We start from the raw sequence: 24,350 nt of genomic DNA on the forward strand, positions 1-24,350 counted from the left end.
AAGATGGGGTCTATGATGTGGTCTCTTTGGAAGAAGGATTTCAAGACTTATATGGCGGACCGGCAGGCGCTCTTTACGATCTTTCTAATGCCAGTGGTCATTTCGACGATTTTGGGCTTTTCGCTGCAGTCCATGTTTGGCACGGCGGGCGGGGTGTCTCAGATAGAGCCTCTGGAGCTGGCGGTGGTCAAGGGGTATGAGGGTGCTGGCCAGGGTGAATCCGGTAAAACGGGTGAGGGTGCTGGTGGGGTGACCATCGGCAAATCTTACAGCTTTGAGGCGTTTATGGAGGACCTGTCAGCGAATCCGGTGGGGGCGAGGGTGGTCGCGGAGATGGGTGAGGATCAGATGCGCGGCTATTTTGAGGACGTGGACCCGGAGGCGATTTTCTTTGAAGATTTTCTGGGGTCGCCTGAGCTTGGGGAGACGCTGCGGTACACGGTGACGGATCTGGCGACGGCGGAGCAGCGACTGGCCGCGGATGAAATCGATGGGATCGTGGTGATGCCTGAGAATTTTATCCGGGGCATGTACGTGAACCTGCTGACGCCGCTGAGGTCTGAGGTGGAGATAGCTTTTGTCGAGAATTCTGCGCACGGCGTGAGCTCGAAGCTTGCGAAGATGATGCTGGATGGCTTTGCCGGGTATCTGGACAGCGTGATTGACAATAAAAATGTGCTGATTGAGCAGCAGATCGCGGCGGGGATCGCCCTGGAGGGCACGGACTGGGGGGCGCGGCCTGACAGCGGGCTGACCCTGGAGCAGCGGGGCGTGCGGGCTCTTGAGCCGGTGGACAGCAAGGGGTATTACACGGTCGCCATGATGTCCATGTTTCTGCTGTTTACGGCGGCGCTGGGGGGCTACCTGCTCCTGGAGGAGAAGCGTCAGCTGACCTATGACCGCCAGCGTGCCGCAGGGCTTAGCCGATGGTCGATTCTGCTCGGCAAGCTTGCGCTGATTGACGCGGTGGCGCTGATTCAGATTGTTTTGATGATGGTCTGGTCAACGCTGATTTTCAGGGTTTCCTGGGGATCGCCTGTGGCACTGATGGTCATTACACTGGCAACTGTGTTTGGCATTGGGGGTCTCGGACTGCTGTTCATGACGGTGGCGGCGGCCTTTGACAACATCATGATTTCCAGAGTGTTTGAGAACGGGCTGAACCAGGTGCTGGCGCTTGTGGGCGGTGCGTATATCCCGATCGAGACCATGCCGGCGCTGATTCAGAAGATTGCTTTGCTGCCGATTAATGGCGTCGTCCTGAAAGCATATTTATACAACATGATGGGGTACAGCCTGCCGGAGCTGATGCCGTATGTGGGACTCATCCTGTTAAACGGTGTGGTGTTTTCGGTGGCGGGCATTCTGGTGTTCAGATTCAAGGAGGTGAAGGCGCATGTTGACCATACTGTACAGACGGCTGTGGATGCAGAGTCAGTCCTATAAGATTATGCTGGCTATGACGCTGATCGCGCTGGTCATCAACTTCGCCTTTGCAGGCATGAACCAAAATTATGAGCCGGCCCTGGACGTGGTGGACCTGGACGGGACGGTGATGTCGGCGGCGTTCGCGGCGCGGCTGTCTGAGATTGACGGGCAAAGGGTGACGGTGATGGACGCGCTGGACGAGAAGCGGGTGCAGATGAAGGTCGCGGGGGCGCTGGTGATTCATGAGGGGTTTTCGGCAGCTTTGGTCGAGGGGAAAGTGCCAAGGCTGGAGCTGGTAACCCTCAAGCAGGACGCCGAGGTGATGACCCTTGAATACAATATTGAGCGGGCCTTTGACCAGTTTATGGCGTACAGGTCCCTGGCGCTGGATTTTGAGGCGGCGGCCGCTGAGGCGGGGGTCGAAGCTGAAGATGCCTATGAACGGACCTACAGCCGTCTTGTCGAGGTCAACGATGCCCGTGAGACTTTGAAGGTAGTGACGGAAGGCGGATCTCAGAGGGATTTGAACGCGGAGATCGGCATGTACCGGATTCTCGGTTTCCTGATTATGTTTACGGCGTTTACGACGGTGATTGCCGCGGCGGAAATTGTGGAGGAAAAGCACAACTATACCTGGCAGCGGACGCTGGTGGCGCCAGTGCGAAGACTGGGCATCATAGCCGGACACGTGGCTGTGGCTTTTGTGGTTGGGATGATTCAGCTGGTGGTGACGCTGATGGCGGGGCAGTATTTGTTTGGCCTGGAGTTTGGGGCAAACATGGGCGGCCTGCTGGCGGTGGGGGCCCTTTATATCCTGACTATGGGCGCCTTTGGGCTGTTCGTCACGTCGTTTGCCAAGAGCCCGAATGCCCTGGGCGGCATTGTGTCCATTCTCCTCACGTCCATGGCTATGCTGGGGGGCTGCATGTGGCCGCTGGAGATGGTGTCCAGCAAGATTCTGATTGCGCTTTCCTGGATTACGCCGCATAGGTGGGCCTTCGACGCCATGCGCGCCATAGGTGCCGACGGTGTGACCCTGGCATCCCAGAGCTTTGAGCTGATGATGCTGGCCGCCATGACAGTGCTGATGATGGGCGTGGGCGTCCTGCGGCTCCGGGCGGAGTGATGAGGTTGGTGACGCGGACAGGTTTCGATTCGGTGACGCGGACAACTTTCACTTTGGTGACGCGGACAACTATGAAAACAGGGACAGAGCATGCGATAATTGTTCTCAATAGTATTGCCTCGAGAGTTCAATAAAACGCGATCCATTCTTAAGGGCATCACTTTTAACACAAGGAAAGTTCGAACATGCTATAATAGAGATAGTCCAAATTTTAGGAGGCGTGTTCATGACAAGAGTCGCTTATGCTTCGCCGGGCGCAGTTTCCGTAGGCCCGTATTCCCATGCGGTGGATTCAGGGGAGCTGGTCTTTTTCTCAGGCCAGACACCCATTGACAAAGAGACAGGCAAGCTCAAAGAAGGCGGTATTCAGGAACAGACCCGCCAGTGCTTCCTCAATTTGTTCAGCGTCCTTGAGGCTGCAGGGCTGACGCCGGACGAAGTCGTCAAAGTCAATGTCTTTCTGACGGATATGAACAACTTCAAAGACATGAACGAAGTTTACGAAAAGCAGTTTGAGGCGCCGTATCCGGCGAGGACGACCATCGGCGTGGCCTCCCTGCCACTTGGCGCGGATATTGAAATCGAGATGATCGCAAAAAAGCGATAAACTGGTGAGCATGCAGAAAGGTAATTTTCAATGACATTACAACGTGGATCAAGCCAGAGCCCCTCAACAAAGAGCTCTGGCTTCTTTTTGCCGATAGTCAATTGAGAGTCATTATCGCATGCTCTGGCACCGAAGTAAAACCTGTCCGCGTCCCCAATCTGAAACCTGTCCGCGTCCCCAACATCAATTATGAACTTTTTTTAATAAACCCCCTTGACGTGTGGGCCGGTTTGCATTATTATAACTGTCAAGATCAAATGAAATGGCAGTGACGGGAAGAGTAAGGTTTCTGACGACCCTTCAGCGAGCCGGGGATGGTGTGAGCCCGGCAGGCAAGCGTTACCTGAAGAACATCCCCGAGCTTTCGACCGAAAGCTGTCCGGCCCCGGTTCAATACCAAAGGCCCCAGACGAGTAGATTCGAACGGACCCCAACCGTTACAGTGGGCACGGTATCGCGCTAGTCAGCGCCGTATCGCAGCGAGGTGACCGCGTCAAGCAAGTGCTAAAGCGGTAACCAGGGTGGCAACGCGGAAGCAAGACCTTTCGTCCCTGATATTCAGGGATGATGGGTCTTTTTTAATGCCGTCATCACCACCCATTGACGAGGAGGAATTAACCATGACACCATCCCCAATCATGAAATTCAACATGCCGTACACCACATCAAAATCACAGCGTTTGCAGATCCCAAAAAACTACACGCCGAAGCTTGGCCTGCTGGAAACCGAGATCGCCATTAAACGCATTAAAGACTACTTCGAAAGACGCTTGGCAGAGTCCCTCAACCTCATGCGCGTCTCCGCACCGCTCTTTGTCCGCCCGGAATCCGGTCTCAACGACAACCTCAACGGCGTCGAGCGCCCGGTCGGCTTTGACGTCAAGGACATGGAAGCCGACGTCGAGGTCATCCACTCCCTGGCCAAATGGAAGCGCCTCATGCTCCAGCGCTACGGCTTCAAAATGTACGAGGGCCTCTATACCGACATGAACGCCATCCGCCGCGACGAAGAGCTCGACAACCTCCACTCCATCTACGTGGACCAGTGGGACTGGGAGAAAATCATCGATCGCAGCGACCGCACCGAGGAAAAACTGAAAGAAATCGTCCGCACCATCTACAAAGTCTTCAAGGAGACCGAGCAGTACCTGGCTGCCATCTACCCGGCCCTCGGCAAATCCCTGCCGGAGGAGATCTTCTTCATCACTTCCCAGGAGCTCGAGGACCGCTTCCCGGGCCAAACGCCAAAGATGCGCGAATATCTCATCACCAAAGAGAAAAAAGCCGTCTTCCTCATGAAAATCGGCAAAGCCCTCAAATCCGGCGCGCCCCACGACGGCCGCGCCCCAGACTACGATGACTGGGAGCTCAACGGCGACATCCTGTTCTACTACCCAATCCTCGACTGCGCTCTGGAGCTCTCCTCCATGGGCATCCGCGTCGACGAGAAAGCCCTTGAAGCCCAGCTGCACATCGCCGGCGCCGAGGAGCGCAGAACACTGCCGTTCCACAAAATGCTCCTGAAAAGCGAGCTGCCCCTCACCGTGGGCGGCGGCATCGGCCAGTCCCGCATCTGCATGTACTTCCTCCAGAAAGCCCATATTGGCGAAGTCCAGGCCAGCGTCTGGCCGGACGACATGATCCACGAGTGCTTCGAAAACAAGATCTATATTCTGTAAACTTATCAGATCCCGGCGCCTCATCTGCGCCTTCCAACAGGCGGCCCCCACAAGGGCCGCTTGATTTGTGTGGACCGTGACCATCGGCTGAATCATTTGCTTTCTTAAGACTTAAGTACAAAAACTTAGCCGATGGTCCCCTGATCACCCCCCCACACGTCAGTCTTTATGATATAATGATTCGATGAGGCCATTACCCCGAACTGGCCATAACGTACAAATTTGCTCTAAGCATATCCAGGGAGGACATGATGGATTTAAACAAGTTGAATGAATCACAACGCGAGGCTGTCGTCACCACTGAAGGACCGCTGCTGGTCATGGCGGGCGCCGGATCGGGCAAGACCCGCGTCCTGACGAGCAGGATCGCCTACTTGATCGAATCTTTGTCGGTCTTTCCAAGCGAAATCCTGGCATTTACCTTTACGAACAAAGCCGCCAAAGAAATGCGAAGCAGGGTGGAAGGGCTGATCGGATCCGTCTCCGGCGGCATGTGGATTGGCACGTTCCACGCCCTCTCGGTCAGAATGCTGCGCAGGGACATAGAGAAGCTGGGCTACACCAAGGACTTCGTCATCTACGATTCAGACGATCAGCTGACGCTGCTCAGGCAGGTGGTCAAGGCCCTGAACATCGACGAAAAGAAAACGCCGCCCAAGCACTTCAGAGCCAAAATCAGCGAGGCCAAGAACGAAATGGTGTCGCCTGAAGACTATACGGGCCTCTACGGCAACGACTACGGCAGCCTGCAGGCCGCCAAGGTCTACGAGCTGTATCAGAAGCGGCTGAAAGCCAACAACGCCATGGACTTCGACGACCTGATCCTGAAAACCGTCGAGCTCCTGACATCCTTCGATGAGGTTAGGGCCTATTACAACCGAAAATTCCGCTACATTCTGGTGGACGAGTATCAGGATACCAACAAGGCCCAGTACCGTCTGATTAAGCTTCTGGCTAACCCCCAGCACAACGTCTGCGTCGTCGGAGACCTGGACCAGTCAATCTACGGCTGGCGCGGGGCCGACATCCGAAACATCCGGGATTTCGAAAAAGACTATCCGGAGGCAAAGACGGTGATCCTGGAGCAGAACTACCGCTCCACGGCCCACATTCTGAATGCCGCGAACGCCGTCATTCAAAACAATACGCAGCGCAAGGAAAAGAATCTGTGGTCCACCCGCGGTGACGGCGAGCGCCTGAGATATTACCAGGCCTATGACGAGCGGGACGAGGCCAGATTTATTGCAGAGGAAATCGAAAAGCTGCGGCGTTCAGAGGACAGAAAATATACGGATTTCTGTATTCTCTACAGAACCAACGCCCAGTCCCGAGCCATTGAGGAAATGATGCTCCGTCAGGGCATTCCGCACACGGTTGTGGGGGGCTTTCGCTTCTACGAGCGCATGGAAATCAAAGACATGATGTCCTACCTTCGCCTGATCCAGAATCCGTTCGACGGCATCAGCTTCAACCGGGCCATAGGCGCTCCAAAGCGCGGCATTGGTCCAAAGACCCTGGAGATCATCCACAATGAAGCGGACAGTCGCGGCGTGTCCGTGGTGGAAGCGGCAGTAGGGCTTTTGAAGAGCCACACCATCAGCGGAAAGGCAGGGGCGTCTCTTTCTGAGTTTATCCAGCTGATTCTCGACATGGCGGCCCAGAAAGAAACCATTGAAGTGGCGAAAATTGCAGAAGCGGTTATTCAGCGCTCCGGCTATGAAGACGCGCTGAAATCCGAAAATACCATTGAGTCCCAGACGCGCCTGGAGAACCTCTATGAGCTCCTGTCCGTCTCAGCAGACTTCGATCTGCGTTCCGGCGGCGGCAGCCTGGAAGATTTCCTCGCGGAAATCTCCCTGGTTTCAGATATTGACGGTATGAAAGACGAGCAGGAAGCCGTGGTCATGATGACCCTTCACAGCGCCAAAGGACTGGAATACCCGGTCGTCTTCCTGGCGGGACTCGAGGAGAACCTGTTCCCAATCTCAAGAGCGCTGACCAGCGACGACGACCTGGAAGAGGAACGGCGTCTGGCCTATGTGGGCATGACCCGGGCGGAAGATCGTTTATATCTCTCCAGCGCCTTAAGAAGAATGCAGTTCGGCAGTCTTCAGGCCAACCTGCCATCCCGGTTCCTGGAAGAGGTGCCGGAGTCGCTCATGGAAAACCATGGTCAGACCCGGGCTCAGATGACAGCTCAGCGGGCATCCAAACCAAGACGCCAAGATGCTAAAGTCAAACCGACCTATGCGTTTGGCTCAAGCTATCTCAGCAAGCCTGAGGCCGGCGGCTACAGCGGCGGCGGCTTTGGCGGGAAGGGTTACGGCGGCAGCGGAGCTGGTGCGGCCGGCGGCATGACCGGCGCCTGGGGCAAAGCGCCTGCAGACGCAGACTTCAATCAGGACGCGGACCCTTCCGAACTTGCATTTACAAACTCAGACATGAATGCAGACGCGAAACCAGAACGGGAAGACGGCCTCAGACCGGGCTCCAAAATCCGTCACAAAAAGTTTGGCATAGGCACCGTTATTTCTCTTGGTACGCCGGATAACCGAAATATCACGACCATAGCCTTTGACGGGGCGGGCATCAAGAAACTCGATTTGTCCTACCTGCCTGTTGAAGTGATAGATTAAATAAACACTTGGGGAGGATTTTTGTGGACCCAAAATGGACTGAAGACTACGAAGCGCTGATCCGTGAAATTGAGCACCACAACCATCAGTATTATGTGCTCGATCGACCTGAAATTACGGATTATGAGTATGATCAGCTCATGCAGCGCCTGCTCGCCCTTGAAAGCGAGCATCCGGAACTCAAGACCCCGGATTCTCCGAGCCAGCGCGTAGGCGGCGCGCCCCTGGCTGCCTTTTCCCAGGTCAGCCACGCAGTCAGACTCCTGAGTCTCGACAATGCCTATGACGCAGGGGAAGTGGAGGCCTTTATTCAAAGGATCGACAAAGAGCTGGGCACCACCGCGGCCTTTGTCCTGGAATATAAGATCGACGGCCTCAGTGTGGCTCTCCGTTACGAAAATGGACGCTTTGTCCAGGGGGCAACCAGGGGAGACGGCGAGACCGGCGAAGACATCACGGAAAACCTCAAGACCATTCGCTCCATCCCCCTCAGACTGACCGAGCCGCGCACCCTCACTGTGAGGGGTGAAGTCTTCCTGCCAAAAGAAGGATTTCGCCAGCTCAATGAAGAGCAGGAGCAAAACGGCCTTCAGACTTTTGCCAATCCCCGCAACGCCGCCGCCGGATCCCTGCGGCAGCTGGACAGCCGGATCACCGCTTCGCGTCCGCTGGACATCTTCGTCTTTGATCTGCTCAGCGGGGAACTGAATGCGAAGACCCATGATGAGGGCCTCACAGAGCTCAGCAGCCTCGGCTTCAAGGTCAGCCACGGCAGACGCTTCGAAAACCCCGAAGAGATCCTCGACGCCCTGGATCAAGCCGAAACCCAGCGCCACAGCCTGCCCTTCGACATTGACGGCATGGTCGTCAAAGTGGACAGCTTCGCTCAGCGGGATCAGTTGGGCACCAGAGCGAAAAGCCCGCGTTGGGCAGTCGCCTTCAAGTTTCCGCCGGAAGAGGTGGAGACGACCCTCAGGGACATTACCGTCCACGTTGGGCGGACGGGTGTCATCACTCCGAGGGCCGAATTCGATCCCGTGGAAGTCGCAGGCTCAGTCATTGCCCGCGCTACGCTCCACAACCAGGATTACATCCGGGAAAAGGATATTCGGATTGGCGACAGAATTGTCGTCCAAAAGGCCGGCGACGTCATCCCGGCAGTGGTGCGGGTTCTGACAGACCGGCGGCAAGGCACCGAGCAGCCCTTTGAGCTCCCTGCAAACTGTCCGGAGTGTGGCAACGCCACTCATCGACTGGAAGGGGAAGCGGCCCTGCGCTGCCTGAACCCAGGCTGTCCGGCACGCTACCGACGGGGAATTGAGCACTTTGTGTCTAGGCCAGCCATGAATATAGACGGCCTCGGGGAGTCTATCATCAGCCTGTTGATTGCGAATGGCCTGATCCGCGGCATTGCAGACCTCTACACCCTGAGGGACCAGCGGGAAACTCTGATCAGCCTGGAACGCATGGGGGAGAAGTCTGCAGACAATCTGCTGAAGGCCCTCGAAGCCTCCAAGGAAAATCCGCTGTGGCGTCTGATTACCGGCCTTGGTATTCCGTTGATTGGCGCTCAGGCCGCGAAACAGCTGGCCCGAAGCTTCGACACTCTCGAAGGGCTGATGGCCGCAGACGTGGAGGATCTCGTGACGCTGCCGGAGATCGGCGCCAAGATGGCGGAAAGTCTCGTCAGCTACTTCCGCGATCCTGCGAATCAGGTGACTATTAGCCAACTCAAAGCCGCAGGCCTGAATTTCAAAGGGGAGCACAAGGCAGAGACCGGGCCGCAGCCTTACGCGGGCAAAACCTTTGTGCTCACGGGCACCCTGTCCGGCTTTACCCGGGACGAAGCCAAGGCTCAAATTGAAGCCCTGGGAGGAAAAGTGGCAGGCAGTGTCAGCAAGAAGACCGACTTTGTGGTCTATGGCACCGAAGCCGGCTCGAAGCTCGACAAAGCCCTGTCCCTGGGCGTCGCCACGCTGGATGAGGCTGAGTTCCTCGCCATGCTGGAAGCCGCGAAAGTTTGAGCTTAGCCGCAAAACCATAAAAAAGTTGGCCGAGGGTGTTGGAACCCCACCCCCGGCCAACCCAAAATATTGATTCGAAACGGAGGTCTTTTAATGGCGATCACCATCAAAGACGTCGAGCATGTCGCAAAGCTCGCGCGCCTCGAGTTCGAGGAAAATGAAATTCTCGCCTTTACAGAAAAGCTCGACGCCATTGTCGGGTACGTGGAAATGCTTAATGCTGTCAACGTAGAAAACGTCGATCCGACCTATCATATCCTTCCGGTAAAGAACCGATTCAGGGAAGACGAAATTCAGGCTTCACTGGAACGAGACGCGGTTCTGACCAACGCGCCTGACCGGCGCGGCGGCTGCTTCAGAGTGCCGCGTGTTGTGGAATAGGGGGCGCTGGGAGAGATGGAGATGAATAAAAACATGTATGAGTGGACGCTCCACGAAGCCCGTCAGGCGCTGCGTGACGGCCAAGTCACTTCTGTGGCGCTCACAGAGGCGATTTTTGAGCGCATTGAAGCCGTTGAGCCTAAAATCGACGCCTTCATTACGCTTTTAAAAGAAGAAGCGCTGGAAAGCGCTCGGGCAGCTGATGCAGCCTTTGCACGGGGTGAAGACCTCGGAGACCTGCACGGCGTGCCTATTGCCATCAAAGACAATATGTGCACCACGGGCATTCCAACGACCTGCGCGTCCAAAATGCTGGAGAACTTCCGCCCGCCTTATGATGGAACTGTAGTCGCGAAGCTGAAAGCAGCCGGCGCGGTTATTGTAGGCAAGACAAACCTGGACGAATTTGCCATGGGCTCTTCTACAGAGAACTCAGCCTTTAAAGTCACGCGCAATCCTTGGAACACGAACTATGTGCCAGGCGGATCCTCTGGCGGCTCAGCGGCTTCTGTTTCCGCAGGTGCGGCTTACGCGTCCCTTGGCTCTGATACGGGCGGCTCTATCCGTCAGCCGGCGTCCCTCTGCGGCCTGGTAGGCCTCAAACCGACCTATGGCCTCGTTTCCCGGTATGGCCTGGTGGCCTTTGCCAGTTCCCTGGATCAGATTGGTCCTTTCACCAAGGACGTTGAAGACTGCGCCATCATGATGAATGCCATTGCAGGCTATGACGTCAAGGACGGCACCTCGATCCAGCAGGAAAAGCCGGACTATAAGGCCGCTTTGATTGATGACGTCAAAGGACTGCGCATTGGCTTGCCAAAGGAATTCTTTGGGGAGGGCATTGCTCAGGAAGTCAAAGACGCGGTTCACGCCGCTGCCAAGATTTATGAAACCTTGGGCGCGACCGTGGAAGAAGTCAGCATACCGAATGCCGGCTACGCGCTGCCAATTTACTATATCATTGCCTCCTCGGAGTGCAGCTCAAACCTGGCCCGCTTTGATGGCGTCCGCTACGGCTTCCGTGCGCCTGAGTTCGAGGATTTCAACGATCTGTTCGCCAAAACCCGCACCCAGGGCTTTGGCGAAGAGGTCAAGAGACGGATCATGCTGGGCACTTATGCCCTCAGTTCCGGTTACTATGATGCTTATTATAATAAGGCCATGAAAGTCAGAACCCTTCTCAAGCAGGACTTTGACCGGGCTTTTGAGTCTGTGGATGTCCTCCTGACGCCGACTTCGCCTACGGTGGCCTTCAAAATTGGCGAAAAAACTGATAATCCGCTGGAAATGTACATGTCAGATATCTGTACCGTGCCAATCAACATTGCCGGCGTACCGGCCATGTCCCTTCCATGTGGCTTCAGCGAGGGCCTTCCTATTGGCATGCAGCTGATTGGAAAACATTTTGACGAAAAGACGATCCTGCGTGCAGCCTATGCCTATGAACAGCATACGGGCTACGCGCAGCAGCGTCCGTCACTTTAGGAGGCGCAGTCATGTCAGAGATGAAATTTAAAACCCTGGTCGGTCTCGAGATCCACGCGGAGCTCGCGACGGCTTCCAAGATGTTCTGCGGCTGCACGACGACCTACGGCGGTGACGTCAATACCCATTGCTGCCCGATCTGTCTTGGACTTCCCGGCACGCTGCCGGTCGTCAACAAACGGGCCATTGAGTTCGCGATTCAGACGGGGCTGGCCTTCAACGCCAAAATTGCAAAAAAGAGTAAGATGGACCGCAAGAATTATTTCTATCCTGATCTGGTCAAGGCATTCCAGATTTCCCAGTATGACATGCCCCTTTGCGAGCATGGTCATGTGGATATTGAAACGGCTGCCGGCAGAAAGCGCATAGGCATCCAGCGGATCCATATTGAAGAGGATACAGGAAAATCTCTTCACGCAGAAGATGGCTCATCCCTTCTGGATTACAACCGCTGCGGTGTGCCGCTGATTGAGATTGTCACCATGCCGGATATGTCGAGTGCTGAAGAAGCCGGCGCGTTTCTGGAGCTCCTCAAGTCGACGCTTGAATATATTGAGGTCAGCGACTGCAAGATGGAGCAGGGCTCGCTGCGCTGTGACGTCAACGTCAACGTGGTCAGCGAGGATGGCACGGTGAAGAGTAATATCACCGAAATCAAGAACCTCAACTCCTTTAAAGCGGCTATGAAGGCCATTGAATTTGAGACGAAGCGCCACGTTGAGCTGCTTGAGCGCGGTGAAAACACCCTCAAGGAAACCCGCCGATGGGATGATGCCAAAAACGAAACCTTCCATATGCGCACGAAAGAATTCGTCCAGGATTACCGTTATTTCCCGGAGCCGGACATTGTCGACTTTGAAATTGATGCGGATTGGATCGAGCGCTTGGAGCTGGAGCTCCCAGAGCTACCTGAGGCACGTAAACACAGATTTATTTCTGAATATGGCATTCCTGAGTATGATGCCGGCGTCTTGACCTCAACACGTCAAATGGCGGATTACTTTGAGACCTTGGCAATTCGTGTGGGGGATGGCAAACTCTCCAGCAACTGGATTATGACAGAGCTCATGCGCCGTCTCAAGGAGGAAGGTCTGGAGCTGGATGCCCTGCGCTTTACTGTTGAGCAGTTCGCCGAGCTGATCGCCATGGTCAAGGATGGCACCCTGAACCAAAACGCAGCGAAAAAGGTCTTCCGCCGTCTATTTGAAGAAGGCGGGGAGCCAAAGGCTATAGTCGAAGCGGAAGGTCTTGTTCAAACCTCAGATACGAGTCTGATTAAGGAAACTGTCGATTCGGTGCTCGGTGCCAATCCGCAGTCCGTGGAAGATTATAAAAACGGCAAGGACAGAGCGTTTGGATTCCTCGTGGGCCAGGTCATGAAAGCCTCAAAGGGCAAGGCCAACCCGCAGGTGGTCAATGAGCTTTTGGCAGAGGCCCTTAAGAATTTGTAATTTAAGAGAAAAGAAATGTGGGAGGCAGGGAGAGACATTCGTCCCCGTCTCCCACAAATAAAAACGAGGAAGCGCAGTTTGCTTCCTCGTTTCTGTTTATCTATGAAGTTTTCCTGGTGTCTTCAACCCCCGCCAACCGCCGGGAAAAAGGCTACTGTATCGTATTCGGACAAACGGGTATTGAGCTTGCAGTGCCTGCCGTTAATCATGATGATGGCGGCTTCGCTTTGCGGAATGCCCAGAAGATTGAGAATATCACCCGGGGTTGTCGTTTCGTGAATCTCCAGATCCATCTCTTTTTCGTGCTTTGCCCTTAATGTGGCAAAAAGTTTGACTTTGATTTTCATGAGCCCATCCTCTTCTTAGTTAAACAAAGCGCTGCAGTTAAAATCATACAGCCCTCATTCATCCTCTTTAACGAGTTTGAAGTTGGAGGCGTTCTTCTGGTTTTTACCATAGAAGCCGAGGGCAACCCGGTATGGACCGGGACAGCCTGGCGGTAAGAAGGCGACTCGATCACCGGGATGAATGATGGCATCCAAGGCGTGAACAAATCCGTTCACGAAGATGACCTCGACCTCGTGCAGCTTAATCTCAAGCTTTTCCGCCAGCTGAATCCCGGTTAGCGGCTCCAGCAAGTGAAGAATGACAGGCATGGTGCCGTGTTTCTTTCTCAAAAAGGAATCGAGGTGAAGGAATCCTCTAATTTCAGTTGCCGATGGTGTTGGATCACTCATACCTGATCACCCTCCCAGAGGCTTTCAATGTACAACATGGCGGGTCATGTCGGCCGCAAAACACTTTGTTAAAAGTTGTAAACCTCATCAATTTCTTCCGGTGTGAAATCCCAGACTTGATTATGCGGCGGGAGCGCCTCGTACTCAAAGAATTCAGGAAGGCGGTCGTGAGCATTCGTAAATCCGGCTCTCTTATTGAAGTCCCGCTCGACCTTTAAGACGGATTCGCCGAGCTTGTCGACATCCTCGGAAGTCAGGGACAATCCGTATTGCGCATTGATCATATCGATAAGCGCCTGATAGCCTTCAGGGCTGTCTGCGATGCCAAAGTAGACAAACAGACACATACCGGTACTGTCAACCGCTGCAGTTCCAATCTGCATAGCCCGGGCATACTCGATCTGGCCGTCTTTTTTGAGCGGGTCAAGGTCGCCGCCGACCTTAAGAATGTTGCCGGAGACACAATAGCCTGCGGTATGATCAGCGCCCATGGTAGTCGTGGCATAAGTTAAGCCTATGCCTTTGACAGCTCGAGGGTCGTAGGCCGGGATCGCTTGATCCTTGACGACTGGGGTTCTGTAAAGTCCACAGACTTTGCCAACGACAGCGCAGCCGCCGCCCAGGATTCTGCCGAGTGGGGTTGGAACAGCAATCTGCTTGATTGCGTCCAGTGCAGCCTCGCCGTCACCCCAAGGCAATAAGCCGCCTTCCATAGCCGTCGCGATTGCGACGGAGACTTCGATACTGTCCACGCCAATATCATCCATGGCGCGGTCTGCATAGGCGATCAGGTCCAGATTTTTGATGCCGGCGTCAGCGCCGAGAGCCCAAATCGTTTCATACTCAAAGCCGCTTGTGATATATTTGCCTTGTTTGTCCGGGTACCACTGTGAGCATTTGATTATGCAACCTCTGTGGCAGCCGTGGGAGACCTTGCCGTCGCCGCCGCGCTCAGTAATGGTCGCGTTCATGGTTTCGCCGGAAATGACGTCATTATGATCAATGCGGCCCTGGGTAAAGTTGTAGGAAGGAAGGCCGCCGGCCTCGTTCAGAATATTGACCAGGACGTCCGTGCCGTAGGCTGCGAGGCCCTGACCTGATACCGGATGGGAAAGGAGGGCGCTTGCGAAGACTTTCGCGGCGGCTCTGAATTTCTCAGGCTCTGCGATAGGCACAGTGCCCGCGCCAGTATCATCCAGAATGACAGCTTTAACTTTTTTGGAGCCCATAACAGCCCCCAGGCCACCGCGACCTGCGCTGCGGATGTTCCCTTCCGGATCCTTGAACGATATATTGGCGGAAGGCAGACGGTGCTCGCCGGCAGGACCGACTATGGCGATGCCAACGTTTTTCCCGTGCTTCTCAGTCAAGAACGCAATGGCGTCATAGTTGCCGCAACCGCCCAGAATCTCGGCCGGTGCTTCTTCAATGACAACGTTGTCCATAGAGACTTTGATAACGTAAAATTTGTCGTCTTCCGGCATGCCTTCAATGACTAATGCCTTAATGCCCATTTTGGCCATCTGTTGAGAAAAGACACCGCCGGTGTTGCACTCTTTAATGGTGCCGGTCAGCGGGCTCTTGGCACCTACTGACAAGCGACCGGAGTTTGGCGCGGAGGTGCCGCTCAGCAGGCCCGGTGCAAAAATCAGTTTATTGTTCTTTCCAAGTGGATGGCAGGTTGGTTTAACTTCATCATTGACGAAGCTGGAGGTGAGGGCGCGGCCGCCAAGGCCTATGTATTGATTTGGGACAGCTTGGGTCTCGATTTCCTTGGACGACATATTCACGCGGATAAACTTGTTCATAAAACGCCTCCTTATACTTTGTTGCCAACTAATATTGCAAGTATTATGCCAAATAAAAAGACCGCTGTTTCCAAGTGGTCTAATGCAAAGCAGATGAACTTTATAAGTAGAGTGTTCTGAAGTTGAACAATAATTACCTATCGAAGCTGTTCGAAAACGGATCACTGATCAAATGTTGAACAATCAATTTTAAAAACTTCGATATTTCGGTAAAGGGTATTTCTTGCAATCCCTAAAGCTTTAGCGCTTAACGAAATATTCCCGTTATATTTATTCAGGGTACGGATGATATGGCGCTTCTGAATCTCGTTCAGCGGCAGGTCAGTGTCCTGCTCTCGCGGGATTTTCAGTAGCGGCAGGCTTGGATGTTCAACAGGATCCAAAGGCTGCAGACGATTGATCTCCGGCACGGACTCGGTGTTGATCAGCAATTCAATGTAATTTTCCAGTTCTCGGATATTACCTGGCCAGTCATAGTCTTGCAGCTGCCGGATTTGATCCTCACTCAACTGCAGGGGTTTCTTGTTCAGCCGCTTGGATATCCGGTCTGTGAAAAATTCGATTAAGAGTGGGATATCATCCTTGCGTTGTCTTAGAGGTGGAAGGATAATTGGCAGGACATTCAGACGGTAATATAAATCCTTCCTGAAGTTGCCCTTGGCGACTTCCTCCTTGAGATCTTTGTTGGTCGCCGCAATGATTCTGACATCCACGACGAATTCCTTCATACTCCCAACCCGGCTGATGGTGCCTTCTTCAAGAACCCTGAGAAGTCGTGTCTGCATATCAAGAGGCATTTCACCGACCTCATCCAGAAATAAGGTACCTCCATCTGCGATTTCAAATTTTCCGGGATTTCCGGAGGTCTTGGCGCCTGTGAAGGCGCCTTCTTCATAGCCGAACAGCTCAGCTTCAATCAACGTCTTTGGAATCGCACCGCAGTTCAAAGCCACGAAGGCTTCCTCGCGCCGGTCGGAGTGGTTGTGGATGGCTTGGGCAAAAAGCTCCTTGCCGGTACCGCTTTCTCCCAGAATCAGAATGCCTGAACGGCTGTCAGCCACTTTTTTGGCGAACTCGACGACTTTGGTAAACTGTCTGTTTTCGCCTATGATCTTGTCAAAAGTGTAGACGGCTTTTCTGCCCATGATCCGGTTGGCGAGCTTTCGGATCTTTTTGACATCTTTAAAGACCATAATTATGTCTATCAATTTTTTTTGGCTGTTGATGATGGGGTAGGTGCTCAAGTTAAGCATGGCTTTATTTTTTCTTGAGTTGACCACAACCTCCTCATCCGAGAAACCGCGATGAGCCGATGAGGCAGACAGAACCTGTTCCCAGCCCTCAAACAGCTGCCAGACTTTCATAGTTCTGATCTCACTCTGAGTATACCCGAAGAGATCAGGGACGAAGTGATTCACGGTTTTGATGGTGCCGTCGAGATCCGCGGTCAGAATGCCTGCGGAGATGCTGTCAATAATTGCGTCGTTGTAAAGCTTGGCCATTTCCAGAGCGACATTGTATTCCTGAACCTGAAGCATCCGCTCAATGGCTTTGGCCGCAGCCACGACCATACCGAGGGTATGAGGGTGAACCAGCTCGGAATAGCCGGTCAGATCCAGGGAGCCAATAATCTTGCCGGTGGAGTCACAGATGGGTGAAGCGGAGCAGGTCCACTTGTGATAAGCCTCAATGTAATGTTCATCCCCTGAAACCTGAACTGGCATTCTCTCCACCAGGGCTGTCCCCATGGCGTTGGTCCCAATGTTGTTTTCATCCATGAATGCGCCGGGCATCATTTTGTATGAGAATGCCTCGGTGAGAATGGACTCATCTCCAATGATGGAGAGGATGCAGCCTTCTTCGTCCGTCAGAAGTGCAAAGAAATCCGTCCCTTTAACAAAATTATAAAGCTGATTCATGAAGGGCTCTGCAGTTCCAATCAGAGCTTGGTGATCTGATAGCCGCTCAAACAGCGGCTCTCCATCCAAAATGCGCTTGCTGTAGACTCTGTCCCGCCCGATGTTCAGCGCATCGCAGCGCTGATGGGATCTTATGATAAACTCTTTGGTCGAAGATGGTTTTTTCACAGCAATGACCTCCTGCTTGAACCTGATACTATAGGGCAGGTTGGGTATTCGTTTGACTGCTAACCTGAGTTATGAGTGTAAGCAGTTAGATAATTAATAATGCTCTAAATTTGAACATTGTGACGTAATGGAACATTTCTGAACAAATTATAGCACAGCACACCATCGATCACAATCCAGCAGAATGAAACGGTGACCGAAAGACGGCATAGGTGCTTCGATTCCGCTAGAAGGCTGGGAACGGAAGCTTTCAATCGTGTTTTAGTAAGGGGTATGTGCTGAAGGTGCCTTGGTTTACACAATAATGAACGTTTGATAATTATTAAAAAATGCAAGAATGTCAGTGCTGGTGCTTCAAACGAATAGGCGGCGTCGTGACCATCGGCCAAATTCTTGCCTTGAAGAGTTGGTAAATCACAAAACATCTGTATTTGACGTACAAAAGATTACCTAAATGTTACAAAACCTTAAATTTAGATTTCGCTGTAGCCATTGATAGTTGCGGGCTGGTGGATTAATATAGGATTAACGTGAACGGCAAAGAAAATTAATAATTTCGATCAGCTCGCAAGGTGTGACGCGAAAAATTGATAATGAATTCCGCACATTTCAAGTCGCAACAGATGGGATTGCAATTATTGAACTTTGTCAAAGGCACAAAGAATTAGAAATTATTTGAAAGGAGCTGAGAATTTGGGCAAGTATATCATCCGAAGATTAATCTCCATGATCATCACTCTTGTCTTTGTCGCATCCATTACCTTTTTTCTGATGCACGCAGTACCGGGCGGCCCGTTCCAAAGTGAAAAGGCGCTTCCTGAGGCCGTCATCCAGGCGCTGAACGAGAAGTATCATCTCGACGACCCGCTTTGGAAGCAATATCTCGACTACATGAAGGGGGTCTTCACCTTTCAGCTTGGTCCATCCTTCAAGCGCGTCGGCACAACGGTCAATGATTTGATTGTCGCAGGTTTCCCATACTCCGCAAAGCTGGGCTTCTTCGCCACGCTGGCAATTGTTGCTTTAGGCATACCGGCGGGCATCATTTCCGCTTTGAAAAGCAACAAATGGCAGGATTATCTTGTCACCATTCTGGCGACCCTTGGCGTCGCGGTCCCAAGTTTTGTTCTGGGCGCACTTTTTATCTTTATATTCAGCTCCAAGCTTGGTTGGCTGCCTTCCTTCGGCCTGACCAGCTGGAAGCATTATATAGGACCGGTTATTGCGCTTAGTGGTTTTTCGCTGGCTTTCGTTGCACGTCTGACCAGATCGAGTGTCTTGGAAGTCATGCAGCAGGACTACATAAGAACAGCCAGAGCCAAAGGTCTTCCTGAGATCGTCGTCATTGTCAAGCACGCTCTCAAGAACGCTCTGATCCCGGTTGTCACCTATCTCGGCCCAATGATTGCAGCAATGATGACAGGATCCTTTATTGTTGAAAAGATTTTTGCGATTCCCGGCATGGGCAAATATTTCGTCGAAAGTGTCAGCAGCCGCGACTATACGGTTCTGATGGGCACGACGATCTTTTACGCCGCCTTCTCCATCACGATGATTTTCGTGGTCGACATCGCTTACGGATTTATCGATCCAAGAATCAAACTCGGAGATTAGGAGGGCTGACCATGACAGATCAATTTAAAATAACACCGGACCTATGGGAGCCAATCGTCATAGAGGACCGGGAGAAGGACAAGATTGTCCGAAAGAGTTTGACTTATTGGCAGGATGCCTGGCGGCGCCTCAAGAAAAATCATTTGTCCATGATTGGTCTTGCTGCGATCTTTCTTCTGGCATTGGCAGCCATTGTTGGCCCGAGCTTGTCACCCTATTCATACTCGGACCAGGATCTCAACATGTCGAACATGCCACCTCGTCTTGAGCTCCATAAGCTTGAAGACGGATCTTTTGTCCATGTTCACAAAGAGTACCGTCTTTATGAAGTCTCTGAATCCGGAGAAATCTTGAGCCGCATTCAGCATACCAAAGAAGACGTCATCAATAAAACACGTGAATTTGAATTTAACGGCAATGAAATTGTCATTGATTATAAACTTGCCGCCATCAACAAAGATGTTCCCAATGCCCCCAAATTTACTTTAACAATTAATGGTCAGCCAAATGAAACCGCAGATAAGACAGTATGGAATAAGACTTATTTGTTCGGCACGGATACCTTGGGCAGAGATATCTTTGTCAGAAACCTCTACGGCGCCAGAATTTCACTTTTGATCGCTCTTGTCGCCACGATTGTGCAATTCTTTATAGGTGTCATCTACGGTGGTGTCTCCGGCTATGTTGGAGGCCGCGTGGACAACTTCATGATGAGGGTTGTCGACATAGTCGATACGATTCCGCTCATGCTGTACGTCATACTGCTGATGGTAGTTTTAGGTGCGGGGCTTATGACCATTATCATAGCGCTGGGATCGGTTTATTGGGTCCGAATGGCGCGTCTGGTCAGGGGTCAGGTCCTCAGTATTAAAGAGAATGAATTCATTTTGGCGGCACGAACCCTGGGTGCGAGTCCGTGGAGAATCATGGTACGCCATTTGATTCCAAACTCCATGGGCGCAATCATTGTCTCCCTGGCTATGATGGTGCCAAGTGCCATCTTTACGGAATCCTTCCTTAGCTTTATAGGTCTTGGCGTCAGTGCCCCTCAGGCTTCCTGGGGAACATTGGCGAGTGACGCCATGGGCGGGCTCAGAACTTATGCTTATCAGCTGTTTGTGCCTTCCTTCTTTATCAGTATGACGGTCCTTTCCTTTAACTTCCTTGGGGACGGTCTGCGAGACGCACTCGATCCAAGACTTCGCAAATAGAAAGGAGCGACGAACAGATGACGGAAAAAATACTTGAAGTCAAAAATATGAAGACTTCGTTTTATACGCATGTCGGTGAAGTTCAAGCTGTACGTGGTGTCAGTTTTCACCTTGACAAAGGAGAAGCCCTTGGCATCGTCGGCGAATCCGGCAGCGGAAAGAGTGTTACCTCTATGTCGGTCATGAGACTGCTTCAATACCCGGGCACCATAAAAGAAGGAGAGGTCTTCTTCAAAGGTGAGGACCTCGTCAAGAAATCGAAAGCGGAGATGATGAGCGTTCGCGGCAATCAGATCGCTATGATTTTCCAGGATCCTATGACCTCTCTCAATCCGGTGTATACCATAGGCAATCAGATCATGGAGGCGGTGATCCGCCACCAGAAAGTCAGCAAAGCTGAAGCCAGAGAGCGCGCCATTGAGATGTTGAAACTCGTCGGCATTCCTTCTCCGGAAACACGGGTGGACAACTATCCTCATGAATTCAGCGGTGGTATGCGGCAGCGTGCCATGATCGCCATTGCGCTTTCCTGTCAGCCGGACCTTCTGATTGCGGATGAACCGACAACCGCGCTTGATGTCACCATTCAGGCCCAGATTCTCGAGCTCCTGAAAGACCTTAAGAAAAAGGTCAACACCTCCATTATTCTGATCACTCACGACCTGGGCGTCGTTGCGGATGTTTGCAGCCGAATCATCGTTATGTATGGCGGACTGATAATGGAAGAAGGCCGCGCCGAGGACATTTTTTACGAACCGCTTCACCCATACACCATGGGACTCCTGAAGTCTATCCCAAGACTGGACCTTGGTCACAAGCAGCGGCTGGTGCCAATTCCGGGTTCGCCGCCGGATCTGATCAAACCGCCAAAGGGCTGTCCGTTTGCTGCCCGTTGTCCTTATGCCATGAAAGTCTGTCTCGAGCATCAGCCTGAGTACCATGAGCGGCGTCCTGGTCACAAAGCAGCATGCTGGCTCTACCATCAGGATGCCCCAACTTGGGAGCTCGATACGGGTGTCAGGAGGATGAAGTAATAATGGAAAAAATGATGAATGAAACGACTCCGAGAGAAATACTATTGGAAGTTAGAAATCTAAAGAAGTATTTTCCTATCCACAAAGGGATCTTCGGAACTAAAAAGACGAATGTTCAGGCAGTGGATGACATCAGTTTTTATATTTACAAAGGAGAGACCCTGGGACTGGTTGGTGAATCCGGCTGTGGAAAGTCCACAGCGGGCAGAACGATTATTCGGCTTTACAATCCGACTGCAGGTGAGATCATTTTCGATGGTGCAGAAATCAGCAGCATGGATGAAAATGAGTTAAAACCTTTCAGAAAGAGAATGCAGATGATTTTTCAGGATCCTTACGCCTCTTTGAACTCAAGGATGACAGTGGGAGATATCATTGGTGAGCCTATTGATATTCACAACATTGCAACTGGGGAAGCACGCCAGAAAATGATTTATGACCTTCTGGAGCGCGTCGGACTCAGCAAGGATCACGCCAGTCGGTATCCCCATGAGTTCAGCGGCGGTCAGCGCCAGAGGATTGGCATAGCACGCTCGTTGGCGGTTGAACCAGATTTCATCATTTGTGATGAGCCAATTTCAGCGCTGGATGTCTCCATTCAAGCTCAGGTCGTCAATATGCTGGAAGACCTTCAACAAGAATTTGGTTTGACTTACCTTTTCATTGCTCACGATTTGTCCATGGTTAAGCACATCTCAGACCGCATTGGCGTCATGTATCTTGGGAAAATGGTAGAGCTTGCTTCCAGCAAAGAGCTTTACGAGAAGCCTATGCACCCTTATACCCAGGCGCTTCTCTCTGCGATCCCAATTCCGGATCCGGAAGTGACCCATGCCAAACACCGGATTGTACTTGAGGGGGATGTCCCGAGTCCGATCAATCCGCCATCCGGATGCCGGTTCAGGACGCGCTGCCAATATGCTTTTGACCGTTGCAAAGTCGAAGAGCCGGCGTTCCAGGATATGGGCGAGGGCCACATGGTCGCCTGTCATTTGATGGACAAAGGCAAAGCGTGATTAAATAATTATTCGCCATGTGAATAGTTATAACATTGACTAAAATGTGACGAAATCAGCAAAAGTCAGCGTCTATGCAAACACTGATGATTTCGAATTGTTACAAAATTTTAAATATTGTTTTGTCTCGACGCCTTGAACCCTCGATAATTTTACATTAATATTAAAATATCCTTAAAATTTAAGTTAAATGCTAAGATTTTGTCGTATCCAAATCCACACTGATTTATTTGCGTTAACACGGGAGTGGGATCCCTGTGAGCTGCGCTGATAAATAGAGCATTACACTACTAGATAATGGAGGGGATTTGTTTGTTTAAAAAGAACTTGGCATTACTGATGGTTCTCGTACTCGCTATTGGCTTGCTTGCAGGCTGCGGCGGAACGACTCAAGAACCTGCAACACCTGCTGAAGAACCTGCTGCACCAAAAGTTCTGGTATGGAACATTGGTTCCTCCGGTCCTAAGACCATCGATCCAGGTCTGAATGCTGCGAGCGACGGCGGACACGTCATCAACAACATGTTTGAAGGTCTTATGAGAGAATTGGGCGGCAAGCTTGAGCCAGCTATGGCTGAGAGCTACACGGTCAGTGATGACGGCTTGGTCTATACTTTTAAAATTCGTCCTGACGTGAAATGGTCTGATGGCCAGCCTGTCACAGCTAAAGATTTTGAATATGCTTGGACACGCGTTCTCGATCCTGCGACTGCTTCCGAATATTCATGGATTTTCAGCGAAGCTAACGTAGATACGTTCAAAGCGATCGACGACATGACCTTTGAAGTTACTCTCAAAGTCCCTACGGAATACTTCCTTGGCTTAACTGCATTCTACACTTTCTTCCCGGTTCGTGAAGATGCGGTCGCTAAAGGCGCTGACGGCGCATGGGCATATGACCCTGCTGCTTCAGTCGTCAACGGTCCTTTCAAACTTGAGTCTTACACTCAAGGCGATAAGATCGTCATGGTCAAGAACGAGAACTACTGGCAGGCTGATAAAGTCAAGCTTGACAAAATCGAAGGTCTTTTGATCGACGACCAGTCTACAGCGCTTACTGCATACGAAGCGGGCGAAATCGATATCCTTGATGACATGCCAACTGCGGAGATTCCAAGACTCATGGCTGAGGACCCAACCTTTATGGTCTTCCCTCAGGATGCTGTCTACTATTTCTCTTTCAATACAAAAGTTGCGCCGCTCGACAACGTGAAAGTTCGTCAGGCGCTCGCATACGCAATTGATCGCAAAGCGATCGTTGAGACTGTTACAAAAGCAGGCCAAACTCCTGCACACTCTATGATCCCAGGCACGGACTACGACGCTGAAGGCAATTTATTTAACGTGAAATCCGGATTCCATGGTTTCAAAGAAGACGGTACTGCAGATGTAGAAAAAGCTAAGGCACTCCTTGCTGAAGCCGGTTATCCGGATGGCGCTGGATTCCCTGCGTTTGAACTTCTCTACAACACTTCCGAAGGCCACAAAGCAATTGCTGAAGCTATTCAGGAAATGTGGAAACAAAACCTTGGCATCAACGTCACTTTGGCTAACCAGGAATGGGCAGTCTTCCAGGATACAAGAACGAACCACGACTTTGAAATTGCTCGCGGCGGTTGGGTTGGCGACTACTCTGACCCTATGACTTACCTCGGTATGTTTATTGAGGGTTCCCCTATGAACTATGGTGAGTGGGTCAATCCGGATTATGACGCAGCAATCGAAGCTTCCAAGTCACTTACAGGTAAAGAGCGTTTTGAACAGCTTTATATTGCTGACAAGCTTCTCATGGAAGGTATGCCTGTAATCCCGGTTTACTACTATACAAACCCAGTCATGGTTAAAGAGTATGTTACTGAATGGGATCTTTCAACCAGAAGTACTTGGTTCTTTGGTTTTGCAGACGTAACGAAATAGTTTCAGTTAAGGATTTAGTCCAGCTGATTCGGATTTGAAAAAGTGGTTCACTTTGAACCCAGACTCTGAGAAACTATGATTAGTGCATTTAGCGGCTCAACACGGTGAA

General features: G+C 52.0%; 18 protein-coding genes and 1 other annotated feature. Of the genes, 14 read left to right on the forward strand and 4 right to left on the reverse strand.

Features of this window, described 5'->3' with window-relative positions; translation table 11 throughout:
* Positions 1–3: 3 nt before the first annotated feature.
* The 9 genes from AC4PHM_RS15615 (at position 4) to gatB (ending at position 12,817) form a co-directional block, all read left to right on the forward strand.
* Positions 4–1,446 carry an ABC transporter permease gene (locus tag AC4PHM_RS15615; protein ID WP_492018655.1) on the forward strand — a complete coding sequence of 481 codons (1,443 nt, stop codon included), beginning with the start codon at positions 4–6 and terminating at the stop codon, positions 1,444–1,446.
* Positions 1,397–2,554 (forward strand): ABC transporter permease, encoded by a 1,158-nt coding sequence (locus AC4PHM_RS15620; protein WP_492018656.1) that lies wholly within the window; start codon positions 1,397–1,399, stop codon positions 2,552–2,554. Before AC4PHM_RS15615 ends, AC4PHM_RS15620 begins: the two co-directional genes overlap by 50 nt.
* Positions 2,555–2,780: 226 nt before the next feature.
* Entirely contained in the window at positions 2,781–3,161 is a 381-nt protein-coding gene (locus tag AC4PHM_RS15625) for a RidA family protein (RefSeq protein WP_291401610.1), read from the forward strand.
* 259 nt (positions 3,162–3,420) lie between these two features.
* Positions 3,421–3,717: a binding site (T-box leader), on the forward strand.
* A gap of 94 nt (positions 3,718–3,811) precedes the next feature.
* Positions 3,812–4,840, forward strand: coding sequence for an aspartate--ammonia ligase (asnA, locus tag AC4PHM_RS15630; RefSeq protein ID WP_492020525.1), 1,029 nt, complete (start codon positions 3,812–3,814; stop codon positions 4,838–4,840).
* A 248-nt stretch (positions 4,841–5,088) separates the two neighbouring features.
* Positions 5,089–7,476: a DNA helicase PcrA gene (gene pcrA, locus AC4PHM_RS15635; protein WP_492018657.1), complete on the forward strand. Its 2,388-nt coding sequence runs from the start codon at positions 5,089–5,091 to the stop codon at positions 7,474–7,476.
* Positions 7,477–7,499: 23 nt separating this feature from the next.
* Positions 7,500–9,500, forward strand: a complete 2,001-nt coding sequence (gene ligA, locus AC4PHM_RS15640) for an NAD-dependent DNA ligase LigA (RefSeq protein ID WP_492018658.1) — start codon at positions 7,500–7,502, stop codon at positions 9,498–9,500.
* Between the two features lie 93 nt (positions 9,501–9,593).
* Complete coding sequence (gene gatC, locus AC4PHM_RS15645; RefSeq protein ID WP_492018659.1) at positions 9,594–9,881, forward strand: Asp-tRNA(Asn)/Glu-tRNA(Gln) amidotransferase subunit GatC; 288 nt, start codon at positions 9,594–9,596, stop codon at positions 9,879–9,881.
* Between the two features lie 21 nt (positions 9,882–9,902).
* Positions 9,903–11,366 (forward strand): Asp-tRNA(Asn)/Glu-tRNA(Gln) amidotransferase subunit GatA, encoded by a 1,464-nt coding sequence (gatA, locus tag AC4PHM_RS15650; RefSeq protein ID WP_492018660.1) that lies wholly within the window; start codon positions 9,903–9,905, stop codon positions 11,364–11,366.
* A gap of 11 nt (positions 11,367–11,377) precedes the next feature.
* Positions 11,378–12,817, forward strand: coding sequence for an Asp-tRNA(Asn)/Glu-tRNA(Gln) amidotransferase subunit GatB (gatB, locus tag AC4PHM_RS15655; RefSeq protein ID WP_492018661.1), 1,440 nt, complete (start codon positions 11,378–11,380; stop codon positions 12,815–12,817).
* Between the two features lie 122 nt (positions 12,818–12,939).
* On the opposite strand, the gene AC4PHM_RS15660 is transcribed toward gatB, so the two are convergent.
* From AC4PHM_RS15660 to AC4PHM_RS15675, 4 genes are all read right to left on the reverse strand, one after another.
* Positions 12,940–13,164: a MoaD/ThiS family protein gene (locus AC4PHM_RS15660; protein WP_492018662.1), complete on the reverse strand. Its 225-nt coding sequence runs from the start codon at positions 13,162–13,164 to the stop codon at positions 12,940–12,942.
* 54 nt (positions 13,165–13,218) lie between these two features.
* Positions 13,219–13,554 (reverse strand): MoaD/ThiS family protein, encoded by a 336-nt coding sequence (locus tag AC4PHM_RS15665; protein WP_492018663.1) that lies wholly within the window; start codon positions 13,552–13,554, stop codon positions 13,219–13,221.
* A 68-nt stretch (positions 13,555–13,622) separates the two neighbouring features.
* Positions 13,623–15,362: an aldehyde ferredoxin oxidoreductase C-terminal domain-containing protein gene (locus AC4PHM_RS15670; protein WP_492018664.1), complete on the reverse strand. Its 1,740-nt coding sequence runs from the start codon at positions 15,360–15,362 to the stop codon at positions 13,623–13,625.
* Positions 15,363–15,523: 161 nt separating this feature from the next.
* Positions 15,524–17,449: a sigma-54-dependent Fis family transcriptional regulator gene (locus AC4PHM_RS15675; RefSeq protein ID WP_492018665.1), complete on the reverse strand. Its 1,926-nt coding sequence runs from the start codon at positions 17,447–17,449 to the stop codon at positions 15,524–15,526.
* 693 nt (positions 17,450–18,142) lie between these two features.
* Here AC4PHM_RS15675 and AC4PHM_RS15680 point away from each other — a divergent pair.
* The 5 genes from AC4PHM_RS15680 to AC4PHM_RS15700 all read left to right on the forward strand — a co-directional run bounded on the left by AC4PHM_RS15680 (position 18,143) and on the right by AC4PHM_RS15700 (position 24,241).
* Positions 18,143–19,063 (forward strand): ABC transporter permease, encoded by a 921-nt coding sequence (locus tag AC4PHM_RS15680; protein ID WP_492018666.1) that lies wholly within the window; start codon positions 18,143–18,145, stop codon positions 19,061–19,063.
* 11 nt (positions 19,064–19,074) lie between these two features.
* The gene (locus AC4PHM_RS15685) at positions 19,075–20,274 is read left to right on the forward strand and encodes an ABC transporter permease (protein ID WP_492018667.1); all 1,200 of its coding nucleotides are present in this window, start codon (positions 19,075–19,077) and stop codon (positions 20,272–20,274) included.
* Positions 20,275–20,291: 17 nt separating this feature from the next.
* Positions 20,292–21,308 (forward strand): ABC transporter ATP-binding protein, encoded by a 1,017-nt coding sequence (locus AC4PHM_RS15690; RefSeq protein WP_492018668.1) that lies wholly within the window; start codon positions 20,292–20,294, stop codon positions 21,306–21,308.
* 11 nt (positions 21,309–21,319) lie between these two features.
* Positions 21,320–22,324: an ABC transporter ATP-binding protein gene (locus tag AC4PHM_RS15695; RefSeq protein ID WP_492020526.1), complete on the forward strand. Its 1,005-nt coding sequence runs from the start codon at positions 21,320–21,322 to the stop codon at positions 22,322–22,324.
* A gap of 312 nt (positions 22,325–22,636) precedes the next feature.
* Positions 22,637–24,241 carry a peptide ABC transporter substrate-binding protein gene (locus AC4PHM_RS15700; RefSeq protein ID WP_492018669.1) on the forward strand — a complete coding sequence of 535 codons (1,605 nt, stop codon included), beginning with the start codon at positions 22,637–22,639 and terminating at the stop codon, positions 24,239–24,241.
* The last annotated feature ends 109 nt before the right edge of the window (positions 24,242–24,350 follow it).

This window comes from Acidaminobacter sp. QWL-03, assembly GCF_058683855.1.